Here is a 16,881-nt window from a genome sequence, read left to right as displayed (position 1 = left end):
TTGGCAACGACGAATGATTTAAAAAACGGCCTGGTTATGAAGATTGATAATCAACTTTGGCAGGTTATCGAATTTCAACACGTAAAACCTGGGAAAGGACCGGCATTCGTCCGCACCAAGATTAAGAATGTGCTGTCGGGCAAGATTGTGGATCGGACATTCAATGCTGGCCTGAAAATTGAAACCGCTACGGTGGATCGTAGGGATATGACGTATTCCTACAATGATGGCACTGACTATGTGTTCATGGACGAAAAAACCTTTGAGATGGTGCCGGTATCCCCCGATATCGTGGGTGATGCAGCGCACTTCTTGCTCGAAAACCAGAAAGTGATTCTGGCTTTTCATGAAGACAAGGTACTGTTTGTGGAGTTGCCGGCTTCCGTGGTGCTAGAAATTACTCACACTGAGCCCGGGTTGCAAGGCGACCGTTCCAATGCGGGCACCAAACCCGCTACGGTAGAAACTGGCTATGAAATCCAGGTGCCTCTGTTCTTGAATATTGGAGACAAAGTTAAAGTAGATACCCGTTCTGGGGATTACATTTCTCGCGTGACCGACTGATGGGACACAAACTTCCCAGTCGTACTCGGGCACGTTCGCGAGCAGTGGATGTGCTCTACGAGGCGCATTTGAAAGATTTAGATGATTCGGCGGGGATTTATTCTTTGGCCAAGTTGCGGGAAACCGAGACCACTGCCCAGACCCCCATGCCGCCCTATGCGCGTGAGATTCTGGAGGGCGTCGCGGAGCATCTGGATCGCATCGACGCGGCTTTAGCTACGTATTCCCGCGCCTGGTCGTTGCACCGGATGCCCGAAGTGGATTTGGCGATTATGCGGGTGGCCACTTGGGAGATTTTGTTCAACCCTGATGTGGATGGACCCGTGGCGATTACCGCCGCCATGCAGCTAGCGGCGGAGCGTTCTACCGATGAATCCCCGAAGTTTATTAACGGTTTGTTGGGAACCATTAATGATATGCGTGAGGCTTTGGTTGCACAGGATACGCCCAAGACTGATTCGGATGCAGACGCAGAAATTCCGGAGCCGGCGGGAACTCCGGTTGATTTCGATGCGGTTGCCAAAGCGGTGCGGGATTATGCCCATCAGGAGGGCGGGGTGTTGTCCCAAATCGACTTAGAGAATCTGGAATAGCCGCCTTTACAGGTTAATCTTTGTGCATCATTTCGCGCAAGATATTGGCGGATTTCTGGGAATTATCCAGGGTTTCGTTTATCCTTTGGGCTTTCTGCGTGGCCTTCTGCCAGCGTTGTAGCTGTCTCGGACTTACGGTGGGGGCACTGGTCTGTCCGGGGTCGCCGTCATCGGATCCGAAGAGCAGCTTCATCAGCATTTCGCGTTTTTCATCCATAACCACATTATGACCCAAAACAGGGGATATCGGGGAAGAAAAGCGGGAAAACCGGATGGCACCTCGTGAAAACAAAACCGAAAACCAGAAAAGCCAACTCGCAGCGAACTCCACGGTACAAAATCCCCAGCAAAGTGTGTAGGATAGAGGCGCACATGGCCTTTAATTTTGCCCAGAGAGGCGGAAAGGAAAATCATGGAGAAAACTGTGCTGCGCGGCGAAGATATCGCACGTTCCTTGAAACGTCTGGCTTTCGAGATAGTCGAAAAGAACTCGGGGTCAGGCGATTTAGTTTTATTGGGCATTCCCACTCGAGGTGTGGAGTTGGCCGAAAGACTGGGAAAGCTGCTGGCGGAAGTCGGGGGAATCACCGTGCCAGTAGGAGCCCTGGACATCACCTTGTACCGTGATGATTTAGCGCGACAACCCGCACGAGTACCCCAGCCCACCGTGATACCACCTGGAGGGATAGACGGAAAAATCGTAGTGCTAGTCGATGATGTTTTGTTTTCCGGGCGAACCATTCGTGCGGCCTTAGATGCCTTGAACGACCACGGTCGGCCTGCCGCCGTGCAACTGGCGGTGCTGGTGGATCGGGGACACCGTGAATTGCCGATTCGCGCCGATTATGTGGGCAAAAATTTGCCAACTTCACGGCGGGAACAGGTTTCCGTGCGGCTGGTGGGTAATGATGGCCAAGACGCAGTAGTTATCCAAGGAGAGGTGAAATAAGATGAAACACCTGTTGAGCGCGGCTGATTTGAGCCACGAGCAAGCCCTGAAAATTCTAGACACCGCCGAAGCCATGGCAATGACCCAATCAAGACAAGTCAAAAAACTGCCGACCTTGCGCGGAAAAACTGTAGTAAACCTATTTTTTGAAGACTCCACTCGTACCCGGATTTCCTTTGAAACTGCCGCTAAGCGGCTCTCGGCTGATGTAATCAACTTTTCGGCCAAGGGCTCCTCGGTTTCCAAAGGGGAATCCCTGAAAGATACCGCCCTAACCTTGCAAGCCATGCGGGTTGACGGAATCGTAATCCGACATAGATTCTCGGGGGCAGCCTACCGACTGGCACATGCTGGATGGTCGGATGTGCCGGTTATCAATGCCGGTGACGGCAATCACCAACACCCCACGCAGGCTTTGTTAGATGCCATGACTTTGCGGCGCCACTATTGGGGAGCCAGAGGTGGGGAACTGGCTGGTAAAGATTTGAAGGGTGCCAAGGTTGTGATTGTCGGTGATATTCTGCACTCCCGGGTAGCGAGGTCAAATGTGGATTTGATGGGTACTTTGGGGGCGCAGGTGACCTTGGTAGGGCCACCGACCTTGATGCCCGTAGGAGTGGAGGACTGGAACTGCGATTTTACTTACGACTTCGATACGGCACTGAATACCGAACCCGATGCAGTGATGATGCTGCGGGTACAAAACGAAAGAATGAGTGCGGCCGGGGGTGGATTCTTCCCCTCGGTGGGCGAGTACCACCGCGCCTATGGCCTAGATCGCAGCCGATTTGAGCGTTTGCCCGAAAAAACCGTGATTATGCACCCCGGCCCCATGAATCGGGGCATGGAAATCTGTGCGGAAGCTGCTGACTCTCCTCAATCCGTCGTGGTGGAACAGGTTGGCAACGGTGTGAATATCAGGATGTCAGTCTTATATCTTTTACTTGCCCCGGAAGGAGGCCTGCTGTGAAACAGTATTTAATTACCGGTGCAACTTTACCTGACGGGAAAATCGCCGATATTGCCGTGAAAAATCGCCGTTTCGTGGGGGTTGGCACCCGCGCTGCGGCTGCGCTCGATGCCGGATACGAAACTATTGATGCTGCTGGACTGCAAGCTCTGCCTGGGCTGGTTGATATGCATACGCATTTGCGGCAACCTGGAGGGGAAGACGCGGAAACCGTAGCCAGTGGAACCCTTGCTGCTGCCTATGGGGGATACACCTGTGTCCACGCCATGCCCAACACCACCCCGGTGCAAGACAATGCTGGCATCGTCGAACAGGTGCAACACCTAGGTGCTTTAGCTGGTTGGGTCGAAGTTCGCCCCGTAGGCGCGGTATCAGCGGGGTTGGCTGGAGAACACCTGGCGGATTTGGGGGCAATGAACCGTTCGGCTGCGCGAGTCAGCGTATTCTCGGACGACGGTAAGTGCGTATCCGACCCAGTGCTGATGCGTCGTGCCTTGGAATACGTCAAAACTTTTGACGGGGTCGTTGCCCAACACGCGCAAGATCCACGCCTAACCGAAGAATCCCAGATGAATGAATCTCCACTCTCGGCCGAAATTGGACTGACGGGTTGGCCGCATGTAGCCGAAGAAGCCATTATTTTGCGTGACATTCAACTGGCCGCGCACCTGGGTTCCCGTCTCCATGTGTGTCACCTATCCACGGCGGGGTCAGTGGATATAGTGCGTTGGGCGAAAACTCGAGGGATTCAAGTCACAGCGGAAGCCACCCCACACCACATTGCGCTCACTGAAGAATTGGCACGCAGCTATGACCCCCGCTATAAGGTGAATCCACCGCTGCGCACCAGCGAGGATGTCGCCGCTGTGGTGGAAGGCCTGGTGGATGGCACTATCGACTGCATCGGAACTGACCACGCTCCGCATCCCTTGGAAGCCAAGGACTGTGAGTGGCAAGCCGGAGCCTTTGGAATGATTGGCCTGGAAACCGCCCTGCCGGTGGTACAAAAAGTTCTGGTGGACACGAATCGGATGAGCTGGCAGGACGTGGCGCGCATTATGTCTACCACTCCGGCCGTGATTGGCCGTGTGCCCAGCCAAGGACAGGGCATCGTAGAGGGTAAACCTGCGAACCTGACGCTTTACGACCCCACAGTACGCCGTACCATCACCTTGGACACGCAACATTCCGCAGCCACCAATACACCTTTCTTGGGTATGGAACTGCCCGGACAGGTGCGTTACACCATGTGGAGGGGGAGCCTTACTATCCGTGACTCTGTCGCTGTGCCCTTAGAACAAAGACCCGAGGGCGACACTGCTTGCAATAGTGAAAATAGGGGCACCAGGGAGGAAAACTGATGATTGAAAAAGAAATGTTAGGGCAGGATGTCACAAGCGGAGCCCCGGCGAAACGGAGTTTGAGCCTCGACCGCCCCGAGGCGGTGCTAGTACTCGAAGATGGCTTCGTCTTGACCGGTAAAGCCTTTGGCGCCGTGGGACGCACTTTGGGAGAGGTAGTCTTTACCACCGGGATGACCGGATACCAAGAATCCCTGACCGACCCGAGCTATCACAAGCAAATCCTGGTAATGACCGCTCCGCATATCGGCAATACCGGCATGAACACTACCGATCCAGAATCCTCGCGAATCTGGGTGGCGGGTTTCGTAGTACGCGACCCCGCCCGCCAAGCCTCCAATTGGCGGGCGGAAGGTGAACTGGAAGACGAACTGGCCGAGCAAGGTATTGTGGGAATCTGTGATTTGGACACCCGCGCGCTTACCTTGCACTTGCGGGAACGCGGATCTTTACGCGGGGGGATTTTCTCTGGCAACGCCTTGCCCGTGGGGGCTGTCACCTTAGAGCCCCATGCCATCGCAACTCTGCAAGGCATAGTTTTAGACTCGCCACTCATGACCGGAGCGGCGCTAACCAACGAAGTCACTACCAAAACCCAATATGTACTAGAACCCAGCGGGGAACACGCCGATAAGCCACCCGTGGCTGTGCTGGCAGCGGTCGACTTGGGTGTGAAATCCCGCACCCCAGAGATTCTCGCGAGTCTGGGGGTGCAGGTGCATATATTCCCCGCCAGTTCTAGCCTTGAAGACCTGCAATCGATACACCCAGACGGGGTGTTCTTTTCGAACGGACCGGGTGATCCCGGAGTGGCAACTCATGAAATCGACCTTTTACGAGCCGTATTGGACACAGGAATACCTTATTTCGGGATTTGCTTCGGCAACCAACTGCTGGGACGTGCGCTGGGATACGGCACCTATAAACTGACCTATGGGCATCGCGGTGTGAACCAGCCGGTGCTTGACCGGGCGACTGGAAAAGTTGAGATAACCGCTCACAATCACGGTTTCGCGGTGGACATGCCCCTGGACGGGGCGTCAGTCACGCCCTATCACGAAGGGCAATACGGCCGGGCGGAGGTCACCCACCTCGCTTTGAACGATTCAGTGGTCGAAGGACTGCGATGCCTGGACATTCCGGCTTTTTCAGTGCAATATCACCCTGAAGCGGCTGCCGGGCCGCATGATGCGGGGCATTTATTCACGGATTTTTTGAATTTGATGTTGGCACACCGTGCCGCGTGTCAGGGGGATAACAAGTAATGGGGAAACGACAAGATATCAACACAGTTTTAGTCATCGGCTCGGGGCCAATAGTGATTGGTCAGGCGGCCGAATTTGATTATTCTGGCACCCAGGCTTGTCGGGTGCTGCGTGCCGAGGGTATCAAAGTAGTTTTGGTGAACTCTAATCCTGCCACCATCATGACTGACCCGGAGGTCGCCGACCGAACTTATATCGAGCCGATTACCACGGAAGTTTTGGAAGCTATCATCGCGGCGGAACGTCCCGACGCATTGCTGCCCACCTTAGGGGGGCAAACCGCGCTGAACGCGGCGATTCAGTTGCACGAAGCTGGAATTCTAGAACGCTACGGAGTAGAGCTGATTGGAGCGAATGCGGCGGCCATTAACGCGGGAGAAGACCGTGAAGAATTCAAACGGGTGGTGGAACGCTGTGGTGCCGAAGTCGCGCGCTCTTGGATTGCGCATTCATTAGATGATTGCTTTGAAGCGGCCAATCAGCTGGGATACCCCCTGGTGGTACGGCCATCTTTTACTATGGGTGGTTTAGGCTCTGGGATTGCATATAATGCAGTTGATTTAGAACGTATTGCCGGGGCGGGCTTGTCCGATTCGCTCAACACCGAAGTCTTGCTGGAAGAAGCAATTATTGGGTGGAAGGAATACGAACTCGAGCTGATGCGCGACCAGGCGGACAACGTGGTGGTGGTGTGCTCGATAGAAAATATTGACCCCGTAGGGGTACACACCGGTGATTCCGTGACGGTGGCACCTGCATTAACCCTGACTGACCGTGAGCTGCAAAACCTGCGCGATATTGGCATCGCGGTAATTCGTGAAGTCGGCGTGGACACGGGAGGATGTAACATCCAGTTCGCGGTACACCCCGAAACCGGGCGGGTTATCGTTATCGAGATGAACCCCCGAGTATCTCGTTCTTCGGCCTTGGCCTCGAAAGCCACAGGCTTCCCGATTGCAAAAATCGCGGCGCGTCTGGCGGTGGGCTACACTTTGGATGAAATTCCCAATGATATTACCGGTTCCACCCCGGCTTCTTTTGAGCCCACCTTGGATTACGTGGTGGTGAAGGCTCCGCGCTTCGCCTTCGAGAAATTCCCCGCCGCTGATCCCACTTTAACCACCACCATGAAATCTGTGGGCGAGGCCATGGCAATTGGTCGCAATTTTACCGAAGCCCTGCAAAAAGCCTTGCGATCACTTGATAAAAAAGGAACCACATTCGATTTTTCCCTTCCAGACCCCAACGCGGCACAAACCCGGGAACTTTTGGAACGCATCAAGACTCCCACTGAATATCGCCTGGCAGAGACAATGCAGGCGATTCGCGGGGGAGCTAATCGCGAAGAAATCCACCGAGCCACCAAGATAGATCCATGGTTTATCGACCAGCTGTATCTATTGGCCGAGATGGCCGAGAGAATACGCAGCGCCGAGGCTTTGCGCCCCGAAATTCTACAGGCCGCCAAGAAGCACGGCTTTTCTGATGCCCAGATTGCTGGCATTCGGGAAATCAGCGAGTCTACCGTGCGTGAGGTACGCCACGCTTTCGGGTTGCACCCGGTGTATAAGGAAGTTGATACCTGCGCCGGGGAATTCGCAGCCAACACGCCCTACCACTATTCGAGCTACGATTTGAGCACCGAAGTGAAGCCCCGAGAGAAACCGGCGGTGATAATTCTCGGTTCTGGTCCCAACCGGATTGGTCAAGGCATCGAATTCGACTATTCCTGTGTACATGCCGCCTTGGCATTGCAAGACAAATACGACACAGTTATGGTCAACTGTAATCCAGAGACAGTGTCAACCGACTACGATGTGGCCTCGAGGCTGTATTTCGAGCCATTGACCTTTGAAGATGTCTACGAGGTTTACCTAGCGGAACTGGCGTGTGGGCCGGTGGCTGGTATGATTGTGCAGCTCGGGGGACAGACCCCGCTTTCACTGGCGAGCCGGCTCACTGCGGCCGGGGTACCGATTCTGGGTACCCAAGCGCGGGCTATTGACCTGGCCGAAGACCGCCAGGAATTCGAACGAGTTTACACTGCGGCCGGGGTGGCCGCTCCCGCCCATGGTACGGCTACTAGCAATGCGGGAGCCCGCGAGATTGCTCAAAAGATTGGGTTTCCGATTCTGGCGCGGCCTTCCTATGTGCTGGGGGGACGAGGGATGGAGATTATCTTCAATCCCGAGCACCTCGAGGACTATCTGGATCGCAACGGACCGGACACGGCCGGGATTGGTTCCGGCCCACTTTTGATAGACCATTTTTTGGACGATGCCATCGAAATTGACGTTGACGCGCTTTATGACGGGCAGGAACTGTACTTGGCGGGGGTGATGGAGCACATTGAAGAGGCGGGAATACACTCTGGAGATTCTGCCTGTGTGCTGCCGCCGCCAACCTTGTCTTCGGCTATTATCAATCAAATTCGACGCGCCACTGAGGCCATAGCGGCCGGGGTTGGCACCGTGGGATTGATTAATATCCAGTTCGCTATGACTGCTGGGACGCTCTATATTATCGAAGCGAATCCTAGGGCTTCCCGCACAGTGCCCTTTGTAGCCAAGGCTACCGGAGTGACGCTGGCTAAGGCTGCCTCTCTGGTTATGTGTGGACAAAGCATCGCGCAGCTACGGGAACAGGGAATCTTGCCTCCTGGAGATTTTGCGGATTGGCGCACCTATCCTGATATTGCGGTGAAAGAAGTTGTGCTGCCTTTCAAACGTTTCCGCACGTTTTCCGGCAATATGGTAGACACGGTTTTGGGACCGGAAATGCGTTCTACCGGCGAAGCTATGGGCATCGGCTCGAATTTACCGGTGGCTTTTGCCAAAGCCCAACAGGCTACCGTCGGGGCTATTCCCCGCAGCGGAACCATCGTGGTCACGGTGGCGGACAGCGACAAACGCATGATTATTATGCCGTGTTCCAGGTTGCATCAACTGGGTTATAAGTTAGTGGCCACCGAAGGTACCGCTAGTGTCTTGGAGCGAAACGGGATTCCGGTAACCGCTATTTCCAAAGACTTCGGGGAAAACACGCATTTCACGACGTTCGTAAAATCAGATGAGGTCGCGATGGTGGTAAATACTCCGGAGCGCAGCAAGGGTATCCGCGAAGCTGGCTATCGAATTCGGACAGCTGCGGCCACTGCCAACAAACAAATCATCACTACTGTTCAAGCCCTGCAAGTTGCGGTGCAAGAACTAGATTTCTTGCAGCAAAACCAGGAAATTGCTGTGAAGTGTCTGCAGGATCGTCAAGTTGAGATTGAAAATGCGCGTAAAGCGGATTTTAGTGGGAAAATAGCATAGTAAGCCGAGCCAAAGGAGATAGCCCATGGTTACAAACACTCAAATCCAAACCTTCGGGACACGATTTCAACAGATGCGCCTCACTCGCGGGCCGCTTTGCGTGGGGATAGACCCACATCCAGAACTGCTAGAAGCTTGGGACTTGCCGGTTACCGGTGCCGGGGTGTGGGATTTTTCGATGCGAGTCATCGACGCCCTGGGGGACACCTGCGGGTTTTTTAAACCCCAGTCAGCCCTCTATGAAGAATATGGGTCTTCGGGAATCTCGGCTTTAACAGCTACCTTGAGAGCCATCAAAGATGTGGGTGCGTTGAGTATCATCGACGTGAAACGTGGCGACATCGGCTCTACCATGAGCGCTTATGCTCGTGCCTACTTGGGGGATGGGCCGCTGGGAGCCGATGCGATGACAGTATCTCCTTTCTTGGGATTTGAATCCCTGCGTCCCGCCTTCGACATGGCAAAAAACAACGGTAGAGGAGTCTTTGTATTAACATTGACCTCTAATCCCGAGTCCGCTGCCTTGCAGTCTGCCATCATCCAAGACAAAACTGTCTCACCTGAAGGCTGCACGGTAGCCGCTGGAATTATGTCCCGGGTAGGTAGAGAGAACGCGGCTGATGGGGAGCACGCCAAATTGGGGAATATTGGGATGGTTATTGGGGCCACCGTTTCTGAACGACTCGAAGGCCTCGAAGGTCTGCTAGAAACCTCTAACGGCCCGATACTTGTGCCTGGTTTTGGTGTCCAAGGGGGCACGTCAAGCGACATTTCACAGCTATTTGGGACATCGGTGGATCGGGTGGTGGTTTCCAGCTCGAGGGGTATTTTGCGTGCCGGACCTGACCAGCGCAGCCTCCAAAATTCGTTTAAAAATAATCTTGAGGCGTTGAAACTTATACTTATGAAGCAAAACTCAGTGTAGGATATTCCAGAGGCTACACGGGGTAGCCTCCATTGTAAAACGGTTTACACAGGAGTTATGATTTATGGCACTTCCTCCACTTACCGCTGAACAACGAGCAGAGGCTCTAAAGAAAGCGGCCGCTGCGCGTAAACACCGTGCGGAAATCAAGGCAGATTTGAAAACCCGCAAAAGAACCCTTTCACAGATTCTAGCGGCAGCTAGTCAAGATGAGGCACTGTCCAAAATGAAGGTGGTTTCTCTGCTGGAGGCTCTCCCGAGAGTGGGGACCAAAACCGCAGCTGCAGCCATGGAAGAAATTGGCATTTCGCCCGCACGACGTATCCGTGGTTTGGGACCAAACCAAACCGAGGAACTGATTAAACGTTTTGGATAATGGATGATATGAATAACAGGGCTGCGGCTCGATTGTTCATCCTCTGCGGACCCACTGCTGTTGGCAAAGGAACGGTAGTGGGTTCTCTGTGTGAACGCTATCCGAGCCAATTTTATCTTTCGGTTTCCGCTACCACCCGCCAGCCACGTCCCGGCGAGGTGGAGGGCAAATCATATTTTTTTGTTTCCCGCGAGGAATTCCAGGGGCTTATAGATTCAGGAGGCATGCTGGAGTGGGCTGAAGTTCACCAACAAAATCTCTATGGAACCCCAGCCAAGCCGGTGGACGAAGCCTTGGAGCGGGGTTTACCGGTGCTGTTAGAAATCGATTTAGATGGTTTCCGTCAGGTCAAGGCAGTTAGACCAGAAGCGCATTCAATTTTCTTACTGCCACCTTCTTGGGAAGAACTCAAGCGGCGTTTGATTGGACGTGGTACGGAATCCACAGAGGAACAACACCGTCGCTTGGAAACAGCACGGGTTGAACTGGCTGCACAAAACGAGTTCGACGAGCTGATTGTCAACGATAACCTAGCTGATGCCGTGTCTGCCTTGGCTAAATCCATGGGACTGGCGTAGAATAAGATGCCTTGAGAATGCAATGAAAGAAGAGGATTTTAATGACGGGAACTGTGGCTAAACCAGAAGGAATCACCAATCCACCCATTGATGAACTCCTGGAACACGTTGACTCGAAGTACGCCTTAGTGGCGTTTTCGGCTGCTAGAGCCAGGCAAATAAACGCATACAACCAGCAGCTTGAAGCCGGACTGTTGGATACGATTGGGCCTTTGGTGGATCATACCCCTCACGAAAAAGCCCTGTCCATCGCGATGCACGAGATTTCCCAAGGGATGCTGGATATGAAATTGCAAGAGGGCACCCCTACCCAGCATTCTGACCTCGATGACGGTGAATCATAACGCTGCCCTCCACACGGTAGTTCTGGGGGTGGGAGCCTCGGTTTCCGCTTATAAAGCCGTTGAAGTTTTGCGACTTTTAACTAAGTTGGGTATCGACGTGTGGGTGTGTCCCACCCCGGATTCGCTCCGTTTTGTAGGGGCTGCTACCTGGGAATCCTTATCGGGGCACCCGGTGCATGTCGATACTTTCGATAATGCCGCCGCAATTTCGCATGTCGAAATCGCCAACCGCGCCGAGGCCTTCATCGTGGTGGCTGCCAGTGCTGATTTAATTGCTCGATTCCGCCTTGGTTTGGGTGATGTTTTCCTGACTCTCGCCGCTTTGACTGTCGATTGTCCGTGCTTCATTGCTCCGGCGATGCACCCCACCATGTGGGACAATTCTGCCACCCAGGATAATGTCTCTATTTTGCGGGAACGCGGCTGGCACTTCATCGGGCCGGTTTCTGGAAGACTAGCGGACGACACCACCGGTATCGGACGACTCAGCGAACCCGAAATCATTGTCTCTACAGTACAATCTGCCCTTAATTGGCAACCCCAGGGGGCATAGTGACCTTTACTAAAGTACTGGTTTCCGCCGGGGGGACTCGGGAACCCTGGGATGAAGTCCGTTTCCTGGGTAACCGGTCTACGGGGCGTCAAGGCTGTGAGATTGCGCGTGCCGCCGTCCAGGCTGGATTCGAGGTTACCCTGGTTGCAGCCAATGTGGAAGCGGCATTGCTGCCCCCGGACGTAACGGTGAAATCAGTCGAGACAGCTGTGGAAATGCTCGAAGTCATGCAAGAAATGGCGCCTCATGCCGACGTAATAATCATGTGTGCCGCCGTAGCTGACTTCCGCCCCAAACCTGTGGCGGGAAAACTTTCACGACACGACAACCAGATACCCACTCTGGAACTCGAACGCACCCCCGACATTTTGCAACACCTCCTGGCGGAGCGCCGACCCGGACAAGTAATTATCGGATTCGGCGCGCTCACCGGCACGGAAGCGGAAGTCCGAGCCAAAGGTGCGGCGAAAGCTAGACACAAACAAGCCGACCTGCTGGCCGTTAACCAAGTAGGTGCTGGTAAAGGCTTCGCCACCCCCACCAACACGCTGTTTTTTTTCGACCGTGACGGCCAAGAAATCGCGGTGACAAGCGGCACCAAATTCGCGGTGGGACAGTATCTGCTACAGCTAGCAGACAAAATCAGCCAAAACTGACTAGACTGGGGAGCTATGAGTAAAACCCGAATTTTCACCTCTGAATCTGTAACTGAAGGCCATCCCGACAAGGTTTGCGACCGTATCTCTGACTCCATCCTGGATGCCATTTTGGAACAAGACCCGAAGGCGCGCGTTGCGGTGGAAACCTTTATCACCACCGGATTGGTACATGTGATGGGCGAGGTCACTACCGAGGCCTACGTGGAAATCCCACATATTGTTCGTCACGAAATCTCGCAAATTGGCTATACTTCCTCTGATATCGGTTTTGACGGACGCAGCTGCGGGGTGATGGTGTCCCTCGACCAGCAGTCTCCCGATATTTCCGCTGGGGTGTCCCATTCGCTGGAAACGCGAGACGGGCAGACAGTTGACCCTCTCGAAGCACAAGGTGCAGGCGACCAGGGGCTCATGTTCGGCTATGCCAGTGATGAGACCCCAGATTTGATGCCCATGCCGATTTGGGTGGCACATAAACTCGCGGCGCGCTTGGCGAAGGTACGCAAGGAAGGCATAGTGTCCGGACTACGTCCCGACGGGAAAACCCAGGTCAGCGTTGTCTACGAAGGTAATGTACCCCGAGCTTTGTCCACGGTGGTGGTTTCGACCCAGCATAATCCCGACCGCACCCAAGCCGAGCTGCGAGCCATGGTCGAAGCGGAGGTTATCAAACCGGTGTTTGACAACCTGGGGGTGGATGTTGATACTTCCGGGGTCGAGATTCTGGTTAATCCTTCGGGAAACTTCGTGGTTGGCGGTCCGGCAGCGGATTCCGGCTTGACGGGACGCAAGTTGATTGTGGATACCTACGGGGGGATGGCGCGTCACGGTGGCGGAGCTTTTTCAGGCAAGGATCCCTCTAAGGTGGATCGTTCGGCATCCTATGCTTTGCGCTGGATTGCCAAAAATATCGTGGCGGCCGGGTTGGCAAAACGCTGCGAGATTCAGATTTCCTACGCGATTGGACGGGCGCATCCCGTGTCGCTTTCGGTAGAGACTTTCGGCACCGGGGTGGTGGCGGATGATCGGCTCGAGGAGGCTATAAACGCGGTCTTTGATTTGCGTCCCGCCGCTATTATTCGCGACTTGGATTTGGTGCGTCCAATTTTCCGTTTTACCACTAATTATGGGCATTTTGGTCGCGAGGAGTTTACGTGGGAAAAGACCGACCGGGTGGAGCAGCTGCAGGGTTTCTTGAAGTAGTTTTTGCGCGGTTACCTTTTCGTGGGTGGCTCTCCGTGCCCTTCGGGTGCATGAGGAGCCACCCGGTTTAGTAAGCAAAATTTTAGGGGGCGGGGTGGGTTTAAATTACACATATGGATGCTATGCTGCCGTTGACAGGACTGGAAACCCCCGGTTCGCGCCGAGTCGCACTCGAGGGGGTGGTGAATCCGGTTGCGGCCGTGTTGATTAATACTTTTACCCCCCAACTTTCCCAGCCCTTGGATTTTTTAGTGCCCCGCAAACTTTCGGAAACAGCCCAAGTGGGATGCTTGGTAAAGGTAAAGGTTGGTGGCAAAGAATACTTGGGGGTTATCACTGCGCGCAAGGATCAAACCGAATGGATGAAACCCTTGTCAGAGATACGCCGGGTACTCACTCCTTGGCCGCTGCTCGACGGTGCGACTTTGGAATTATTGGAATCCGTGTCGTTGCACTACGGGGTGGGACCGGCGGCGTTACTGCGCTATGTGCTGCCGACACGCCGCGTCAAGATTGAAGCCAAGTTTGACACGTCCCCTTTGGATTTAGCCGCTTTCGCGCCTTGGCCGGGAATGGCGGGCAGCTCCTGGGATGGCTATGGTGGGGGCAACCAGTTTCTGGCGGAAATCAGGGCGGGCGAAAGTCCGCGTGCCGTGGTGGCGGCCTTGCCCCAGATAACCGGCTGTGTGAATGGAGTTTTGCCCGAAAAACTTGCGGATAGTGGCTTGTCGGCGCGTTTTTTATCGGTGGCTGAACTGGCCAGTACAATGTGGCAATCTGGACGACAATCTCTATTAGTTTTCCCCTCTGCGGCCGAGGCTGCAGAAGCATACTTGTTCTTGCGTCATTTCTTTGACCAAGCCGAACAACAAGTTGTGCTTTATACCTCTCAGATTCCTCCCGCTGCCGCCTATGAAGCCTTTCTGAAAGCGCGTTTCGGCCACGCCGCTGTGATTGTCTCTACCCGTGGAGGCGTGTTTTTGCCGCTGGCTCGACCGGGATTGTGCTATTGCTGGGATGACACCGCCCTGTCTTTAAGCTCCGACATGTTCCCGAATTTTTCGGCTCGCCAAGTACTGTTGCAGCGGGTGACGCAAACGGATATGGCTCTGGTTTTGGCGCATTACTCGGTGAGCGCCGGGGACTTACAGCTGGTGGAGCGCGGTTTTGCCCGTAAGCTGGCTCCGAATCGGGAAACCTTACGTGAGAACACCTCACGATTTTATTTCTTGGACTGGGAATCGCAAATGACTGAGGGACCCACCGCCCAGATGCTGTTGCCATCCCGAGCTTTACGGGTGGCGCGCCGGGCGCTGGACAGCGGTCCGGTATTGATTTCGGTACCACCGGATGGAAAGTACTCCGTGGTGAGTTGCGTGAATTGTGGGGAAAACGCGTCTTGCCCGCACTGCAGTGGGCCATTGCGTTTCCAGGCTTCCCAACTGATGTGTTCGCGTTGCGGACTGGTTGTGGGGGGCTTTACCTGCTCACGTTGTGGCAGTGCTAAGGTGCGGGGGAGGCTTTTACAGTCGCGTACCTTGGTGGAAGATATTGGTCGAATGTTCCCAGAGGTATCAATCTTGGTGTCGAAACCCGGTGACGGCCACCTGACCCGGATAGGCAGCGAGTCGCGTCTGGTTGTGGCCGGCCACGGGGGAGAACCCGAGGCCGAAGGCGGCTATCAAGCAGCCTTGATTTTACGGGCACACATGTTGGCTTCGCGCACTGCGCTGTGGACTAGCCAAGAGGTGATGCGTCGGTTTTTGAATGTGGCGGCACTGGTTGCCCCCGGGAAAACCGTGTTCGTCACGGAGCCCCTGGGAACCTTGTGGGAACAGAGTCTGATTCGTTGGGATCCATGGCAGGCGGCGGCGGCTGATTTGCGCGAGCGCCAAATCGGGCATTTTGCCCCGGCTTGGCGTACGGTTTTGTTGCAAGCCCCGCAGTTGGGCGAGGCGCTGGACTACTTGCACCAATCCTTGGATCAGCCGCTGATTCTTGGCCCGGTGCCCTCGGCGACACGCCCGGGAATAGAAGCGGCTTTCGTGTCGGCGCCTTTAAGGGAGGGCACACAACTGGGCAAAGCCTTGCGGGTTTTGGGGGCGAGATTCGGGATAGCTACCGATAAAGGCGGCCTGTCCATAGAAGTCGACCCCGCTGATCCCGGGGGACAAATCGTCTAAATCCCCAAATAGTGCTTGGGGACATTAGACTGGTTCTATGCGAATTATTTTTGCGGGCTCCCCAGCTCCCGCTCTGCCGACTTTGGAATATTTAGTGGATTCTTCCCACGAAGTAGTGGGGGTGCTGTCTCGTCCTGACGCGCCCCGGGGACGGGGGCGGAAACTGCAAGCCTCTGCCGTGGCTCAGTATGCCCAAGAACACCATCTGCCCCTGTATCAGCCCCGCAGTCTGAAGAATGATTCCACTATTGCCACCATCTTGCGGAACTTATCCCCAGATTTGGGGGTAGTGGTGGCCTACGGGGCAATCCTACCTCTCGAAATCCTGAAGATTCCGCGTTACGGATGGATTAACCTCCATTTTTCTCTGCTGCCACGATGGCGCGGAGCTGCCCCGGTACAACGTGCCGTGCAAGCGGGCGACACCGAAACAGGTGTAACCGTGTTCAACTTGGAGCCAACCCTAGATACCGGTTCCATCTACGCCAAGCTTCGCTACAATATTCCCCCCAACGCCTCGGCGGGGGAAGTACTGGAAGACCTATCCGAACTAGCCATTAGCCCCCTCGAGATTTCTTTGGATAAAATCGTGGCTGGCACCCCCCCAGATCCCCAGGCACAAATCGGAATCAGCTATGCCCCGCAACTGAGTGTTGCGGAAGGACAGATTGACTGGACTCAAAATTCCGAGGCCATCTCTGCGCATATTCGCGGCTTTACCCCCAACCCGGGGGCGTGGACCATCTTGAGTGGTTTACGGTTTAAAATCGGGGTACTGGCCAGTGGAGCGGAGTTCCCGCGACAGGCTATGGAACTGGCTCCTGGACAAATCTTTCCTACCCGACAAGGGGTTTGGGTCGGAACCGGTTCCACTCCGGTATGTCTAGGTACTATAGCGCCGGCGGGTAAGAAACATATGCCAGCCGTTGACTGGGCACGCGGGGCACGCTTGGAATTCGGAATGAACTTTGATTTAGGGGTGGCACCTCATGAAGCCGACACCACCAAACCGGTAAACCCCCAACCCGAACGGAGATGAAG

Annotated in this window: 17 protein-coding genes; 16 read left to right on the top strand and 1 reads right to left on the bottom strand. The window is 54.7% G+C overall.

What is annotated here, in order from left to right; genetic code table 11:
- Together efp and nusB are read left to right on the top strand one after the other, a co-directional pair.
- On the top strand, nt 1-564 hold the full coding sequence (efp, locus tag HMPREF0577_RS03930; protein ID WP_004015003.1) for an elongation factor P: 564 nt from the start codon (nt 1-3) through the stop codon (nt 562-564).
- Nucleotides 564-1,157 carry a transcription antitermination factor NusB gene (nusB, locus tag HMPREF0577_RS03925; RefSeq protein WP_004015004.1) on the top strand — a complete coding sequence of 198 codons (594 nt, stop codon included), beginning with the start codon at nt 564-566 and terminating at the stop codon, nt 1,155-1,157. The genes efp and nusB overlap by 1 nt, the downstream gene beginning before the upstream one ends.
- Nucleotides 1,158-1,170: 13 nt before the next feature.
- Here nusB and HMPREF0577_RS03920 read toward each other — a convergent pair whose 3' ends face one another.
- The gene (locus HMPREF0577_RS03920) at nt 1,171-1,374 is read right to left on the bottom strand and encodes a hypothetical protein (protein ID WP_004012388.1); all 204 of its coding nucleotides are present in this window, start codon (nt 1,372-1,374) and stop codon (nt 1,171-1,173) included.
- A gap of 165 nt (nt 1,375-1,539) precedes the next feature.
- Here HMPREF0577_RS03920 and pyrR point away from each other — a divergent pair, with 165 nt between their 5' ends.
- From pyrR to fmt, 14 genes are all read left to right on the top strand, one after another.
- Nucleotides 1,540-2,106, top strand: a complete 567-nt coding sequence (pyrR, locus tag HMPREF0577_RS03915; RefSeq protein WP_428829127.1) for a bifunctional pyr operon transcriptional regulator/uracil phosphoribosyltransferase PyrR — start codon at nt 1,540-1,542, stop codon at nt 2,104-2,106.
- Between the two features lies 1 nt (nt 2,107).
- Nucleotides 2,108-3,076 (top strand): aspartate carbamoyltransferase catalytic subunit, encoded by a 969-nt coding sequence (locus HMPREF0577_RS03910; protein WP_004012385.1) that lies wholly within the window; start codon nt 2,108-2,110, stop codon nt 3,074-3,076.
- Nucleotides 3,073-4,437, top strand: a complete 1,365-nt coding sequence (locus HMPREF0577_RS03905; RefSeq protein ID WP_004012384.1) for a dihydroorotase — start codon at nt 3,073-3,075, stop codon at nt 4,435-4,437. Before HMPREF0577_RS03910 ends, HMPREF0577_RS03905 begins: the two co-directional genes overlap by 4 nt.
- Complete coding sequence (carA, locus tag HMPREF0577_RS03900) at nt 4,437-5,702, top strand: glutamine-hydrolyzing carbamoyl-phosphate synthase small subunit (RefSeq protein ID WP_004012383.1); 1,266 nt, start codon at nt 4,437-4,439, stop codon at nt 5,700-5,702. Before HMPREF0577_RS03905 ends, carA begins: the two co-directional genes overlap by 1 nt.
- A complete protein-coding gene (gene carB, locus HMPREF0577_RS03895) occupies nt 5,702-9,019 on the top strand; it encodes a carbamoyl-phosphate synthase large subunit (protein WP_004012382.1) in 3,318 nt (1,105 codons plus the stop codon). The genes carA and carB overlap by 1 nt, the downstream gene beginning before the upstream one ends.
- A 25-nt stretch (nt 9,020-9,044) precedes the next feature.
- Nucleotides 9,045-9,944: an orotidine-5'-phosphate decarboxylase gene (gene pyrF, locus HMPREF0577_RS03890; protein ID WP_004012381.1), complete on the top strand. Its 900-nt coding sequence runs from the start codon at nt 9,045-9,047 to the stop codon at nt 9,942-9,944.
- Between the two features lie 64 nt (nt 9,945-10,008).
- The gene (mihF, locus tag HMPREF0577_RS03885) at nt 10,009-10,320 is read left to right on the top strand and encodes an integration host factor, actinobacterial type (RefSeq protein ID WP_004012380.1); all 312 of its coding nucleotides are present in this window, start codon (nt 10,009-10,011) and stop codon (nt 10,318-10,320) included.
- Complete coding sequence (gene gmk / locus HMPREF0577_RS03880) at nt 10,320-10,898, top strand: guanylate kinase (protein ID WP_004012379.1); 579 nt, start codon at nt 10,320-10,322, stop codon at nt 10,896-10,898. Before mihF ends, gmk begins: the two co-directional genes overlap by 1 nt.
- A gap of 41 nt (nt 10,899-10,939) precedes the next feature.
- Nucleotides 10,940-11,242 (top strand): DNA-directed RNA polymerase subunit omega, encoded by a 303-nt coding sequence (gene rpoZ / locus HMPREF0577_RS03875; RefSeq protein ID WP_004012378.1) that lies wholly within the window; start codon nt 10,940-10,942, stop codon nt 11,240-11,242.
- Nucleotides 11,226-11,795 (top strand): flavoprotein, encoded by a 570-nt coding sequence (locus HMPREF0577_RS03870; protein WP_004012377.1) that lies wholly within the window; start codon nt 11,226-11,228, stop codon nt 11,793-11,795. The genes rpoZ and HMPREF0577_RS03870 overlap by 17 nt, the downstream gene beginning before the upstream one ends.
- The gene (locus HMPREF0577_RS03865; protein WP_004012376.1) at nt 11,795-12,451 is read left to right on the top strand and encodes a phosphopantothenoylcysteine decarboxylase domain-containing protein; all 657 of its coding nucleotides are present in this window, start codon (nt 11,795-11,797) and stop codon (nt 12,449-12,451) included. Before HMPREF0577_RS03870 ends, HMPREF0577_RS03865 begins: the two co-directional genes overlap by 1 nt.
- Nucleotides 12,452-12,466: 15 nt before the next feature.
- Nucleotides 12,467-13,657 (top strand): methionine adenosyltransferase, encoded by a 1,191-nt coding sequence (gene metK / locus HMPREF0577_RS03860; protein ID WP_004012375.1) that lies wholly within the window; start codon nt 12,467-12,469, stop codon nt 13,655-13,657.
- Nucleotides 13,658-13,770: 113 nt separating this feature from the next.
- Nucleotides 13,771-15,840: a primosomal protein N' family DNA-binding protein gene (locus tag HMPREF0577_RS03855; RefSeq protein WP_004012374.1), complete on the top strand. Its 2,070-nt coding sequence runs from the start codon at nt 13,771-13,773 to the stop codon at nt 15,838-15,840.
- A gap of 37 nt (nt 15,841-15,877) precedes the next feature.
- The gene (gene fmt, locus HMPREF0577_RS03850) at nt 15,878-16,879 is read left to right on the top strand and encodes a methionyl-tRNA formyltransferase (protein ID WP_004012373.1); all 1,002 of its coding nucleotides are present in this window, start codon (nt 15,878-15,880) and stop codon (nt 16,877-16,879) included.
- The last annotated feature ends 2 nt before the right edge of the window (nt 16,880-16,881 follow it).

Origin of the sequence: Mobiluncus mulieris ATCC 35243, from assembly GCF_000160615.1 — a bacterium.
GTDB classification, from domain to species: Bacteria; Actinomycetota; Actinomycetes; order Actinomycetales; family Actinomycetaceae; genus Mobiluncus; species Mobiluncus mulieris.
This window is presented reverse-complemented; position numbering and strand designations above follow the sequence as displayed.

Excerpts from the sequence above, each read along its gene's own strand:
- nusB (WP_004015004.1), top strand. The coding sequence starts at position 564 with ATGGGACACAAACTTCCCAGTCGTACTCGGGCACGTTCGCGAGCAGTG.
- mihF (WP_004012380.1), top strand. The coding sequence starts at position 10,009 with ATGGCACTTCCTCCACTTACCGCTGAACAACGAGCAGAGGCTCTAAAG.
- HMPREF0577_RS03855 (WP_004012374.1), top strand. The coding sequence starts at position 13,771 with ATGGATGCTATGCTGCCGTTGACAGGACTGGAAACCCCCGGTTCGCGC.
- fmt (WP_004012373.1), top strand. The coding sequence starts at position 15,878 with ATGCGAATTATTTTTGCGGGCTCCCCAGCTCCCGCTCTGCCGACTTTG.
- HMPREF0577_RS03920 (WP_004012388.1), bottom strand. The coding sequence starts at position 1,374 with ATGGATGAAAAACGCGAAATGCTGATGAAGCTGCTCTTCGGATCCGAT.
- gmk (WP_004012379.1), top strand. The coding sequence starts at position 10,320 with ATGGATGATATGAATAACAGGGCTGCGGCTCGATTGTTCATCCTCTGC.
- pyrF (WP_004012381.1), top strand. The coding sequence starts at position 9,045 with ATGGTTACAAACACTCAAATCCAAACCTTCGGGACACGATTTCAACAG.
- carB (WP_004012382.1), top strand. The coding sequence starts at position 5,702 with ATGGGGAAACGACAAGATATCAACACAGTTTTAGTCATCGGCTCGGGG.
- carA (WP_004012383.1), top strand. The coding sequence starts at position 4,437 with ATGATTGAAAAAGAAATGTTAGGGCAGGATGTCACAAGCGGAGCCCCG.
- metK (WP_004012375.1), top strand. The coding sequence starts at position 12,467 with ATGAGTAAAACCCGAATTTTCACCTCTGAATCTGTAACTGAAGGCCAT.
- HMPREF0577_RS03870 (WP_004012377.1), top strand. The coding sequence starts at position 11,226 with ATGACGGTGAATCATAACGCTGCCCTCCACACGGTAGTTCTGGGGGTG.
- HMPREF0577_RS03910 (WP_004012385.1), top strand. The coding sequence starts at position 2,108 with ATGAAACACCTGTTGAGCGCGGCTGATTTGAGCCACGAGCAAGCCCTG.
- rpoZ (WP_004012378.1), top strand. The coding sequence starts at position 10,940 with ATGACGGGAACTGTGGCTAAACCAGAAGGAATCACCAATCCACCCATT.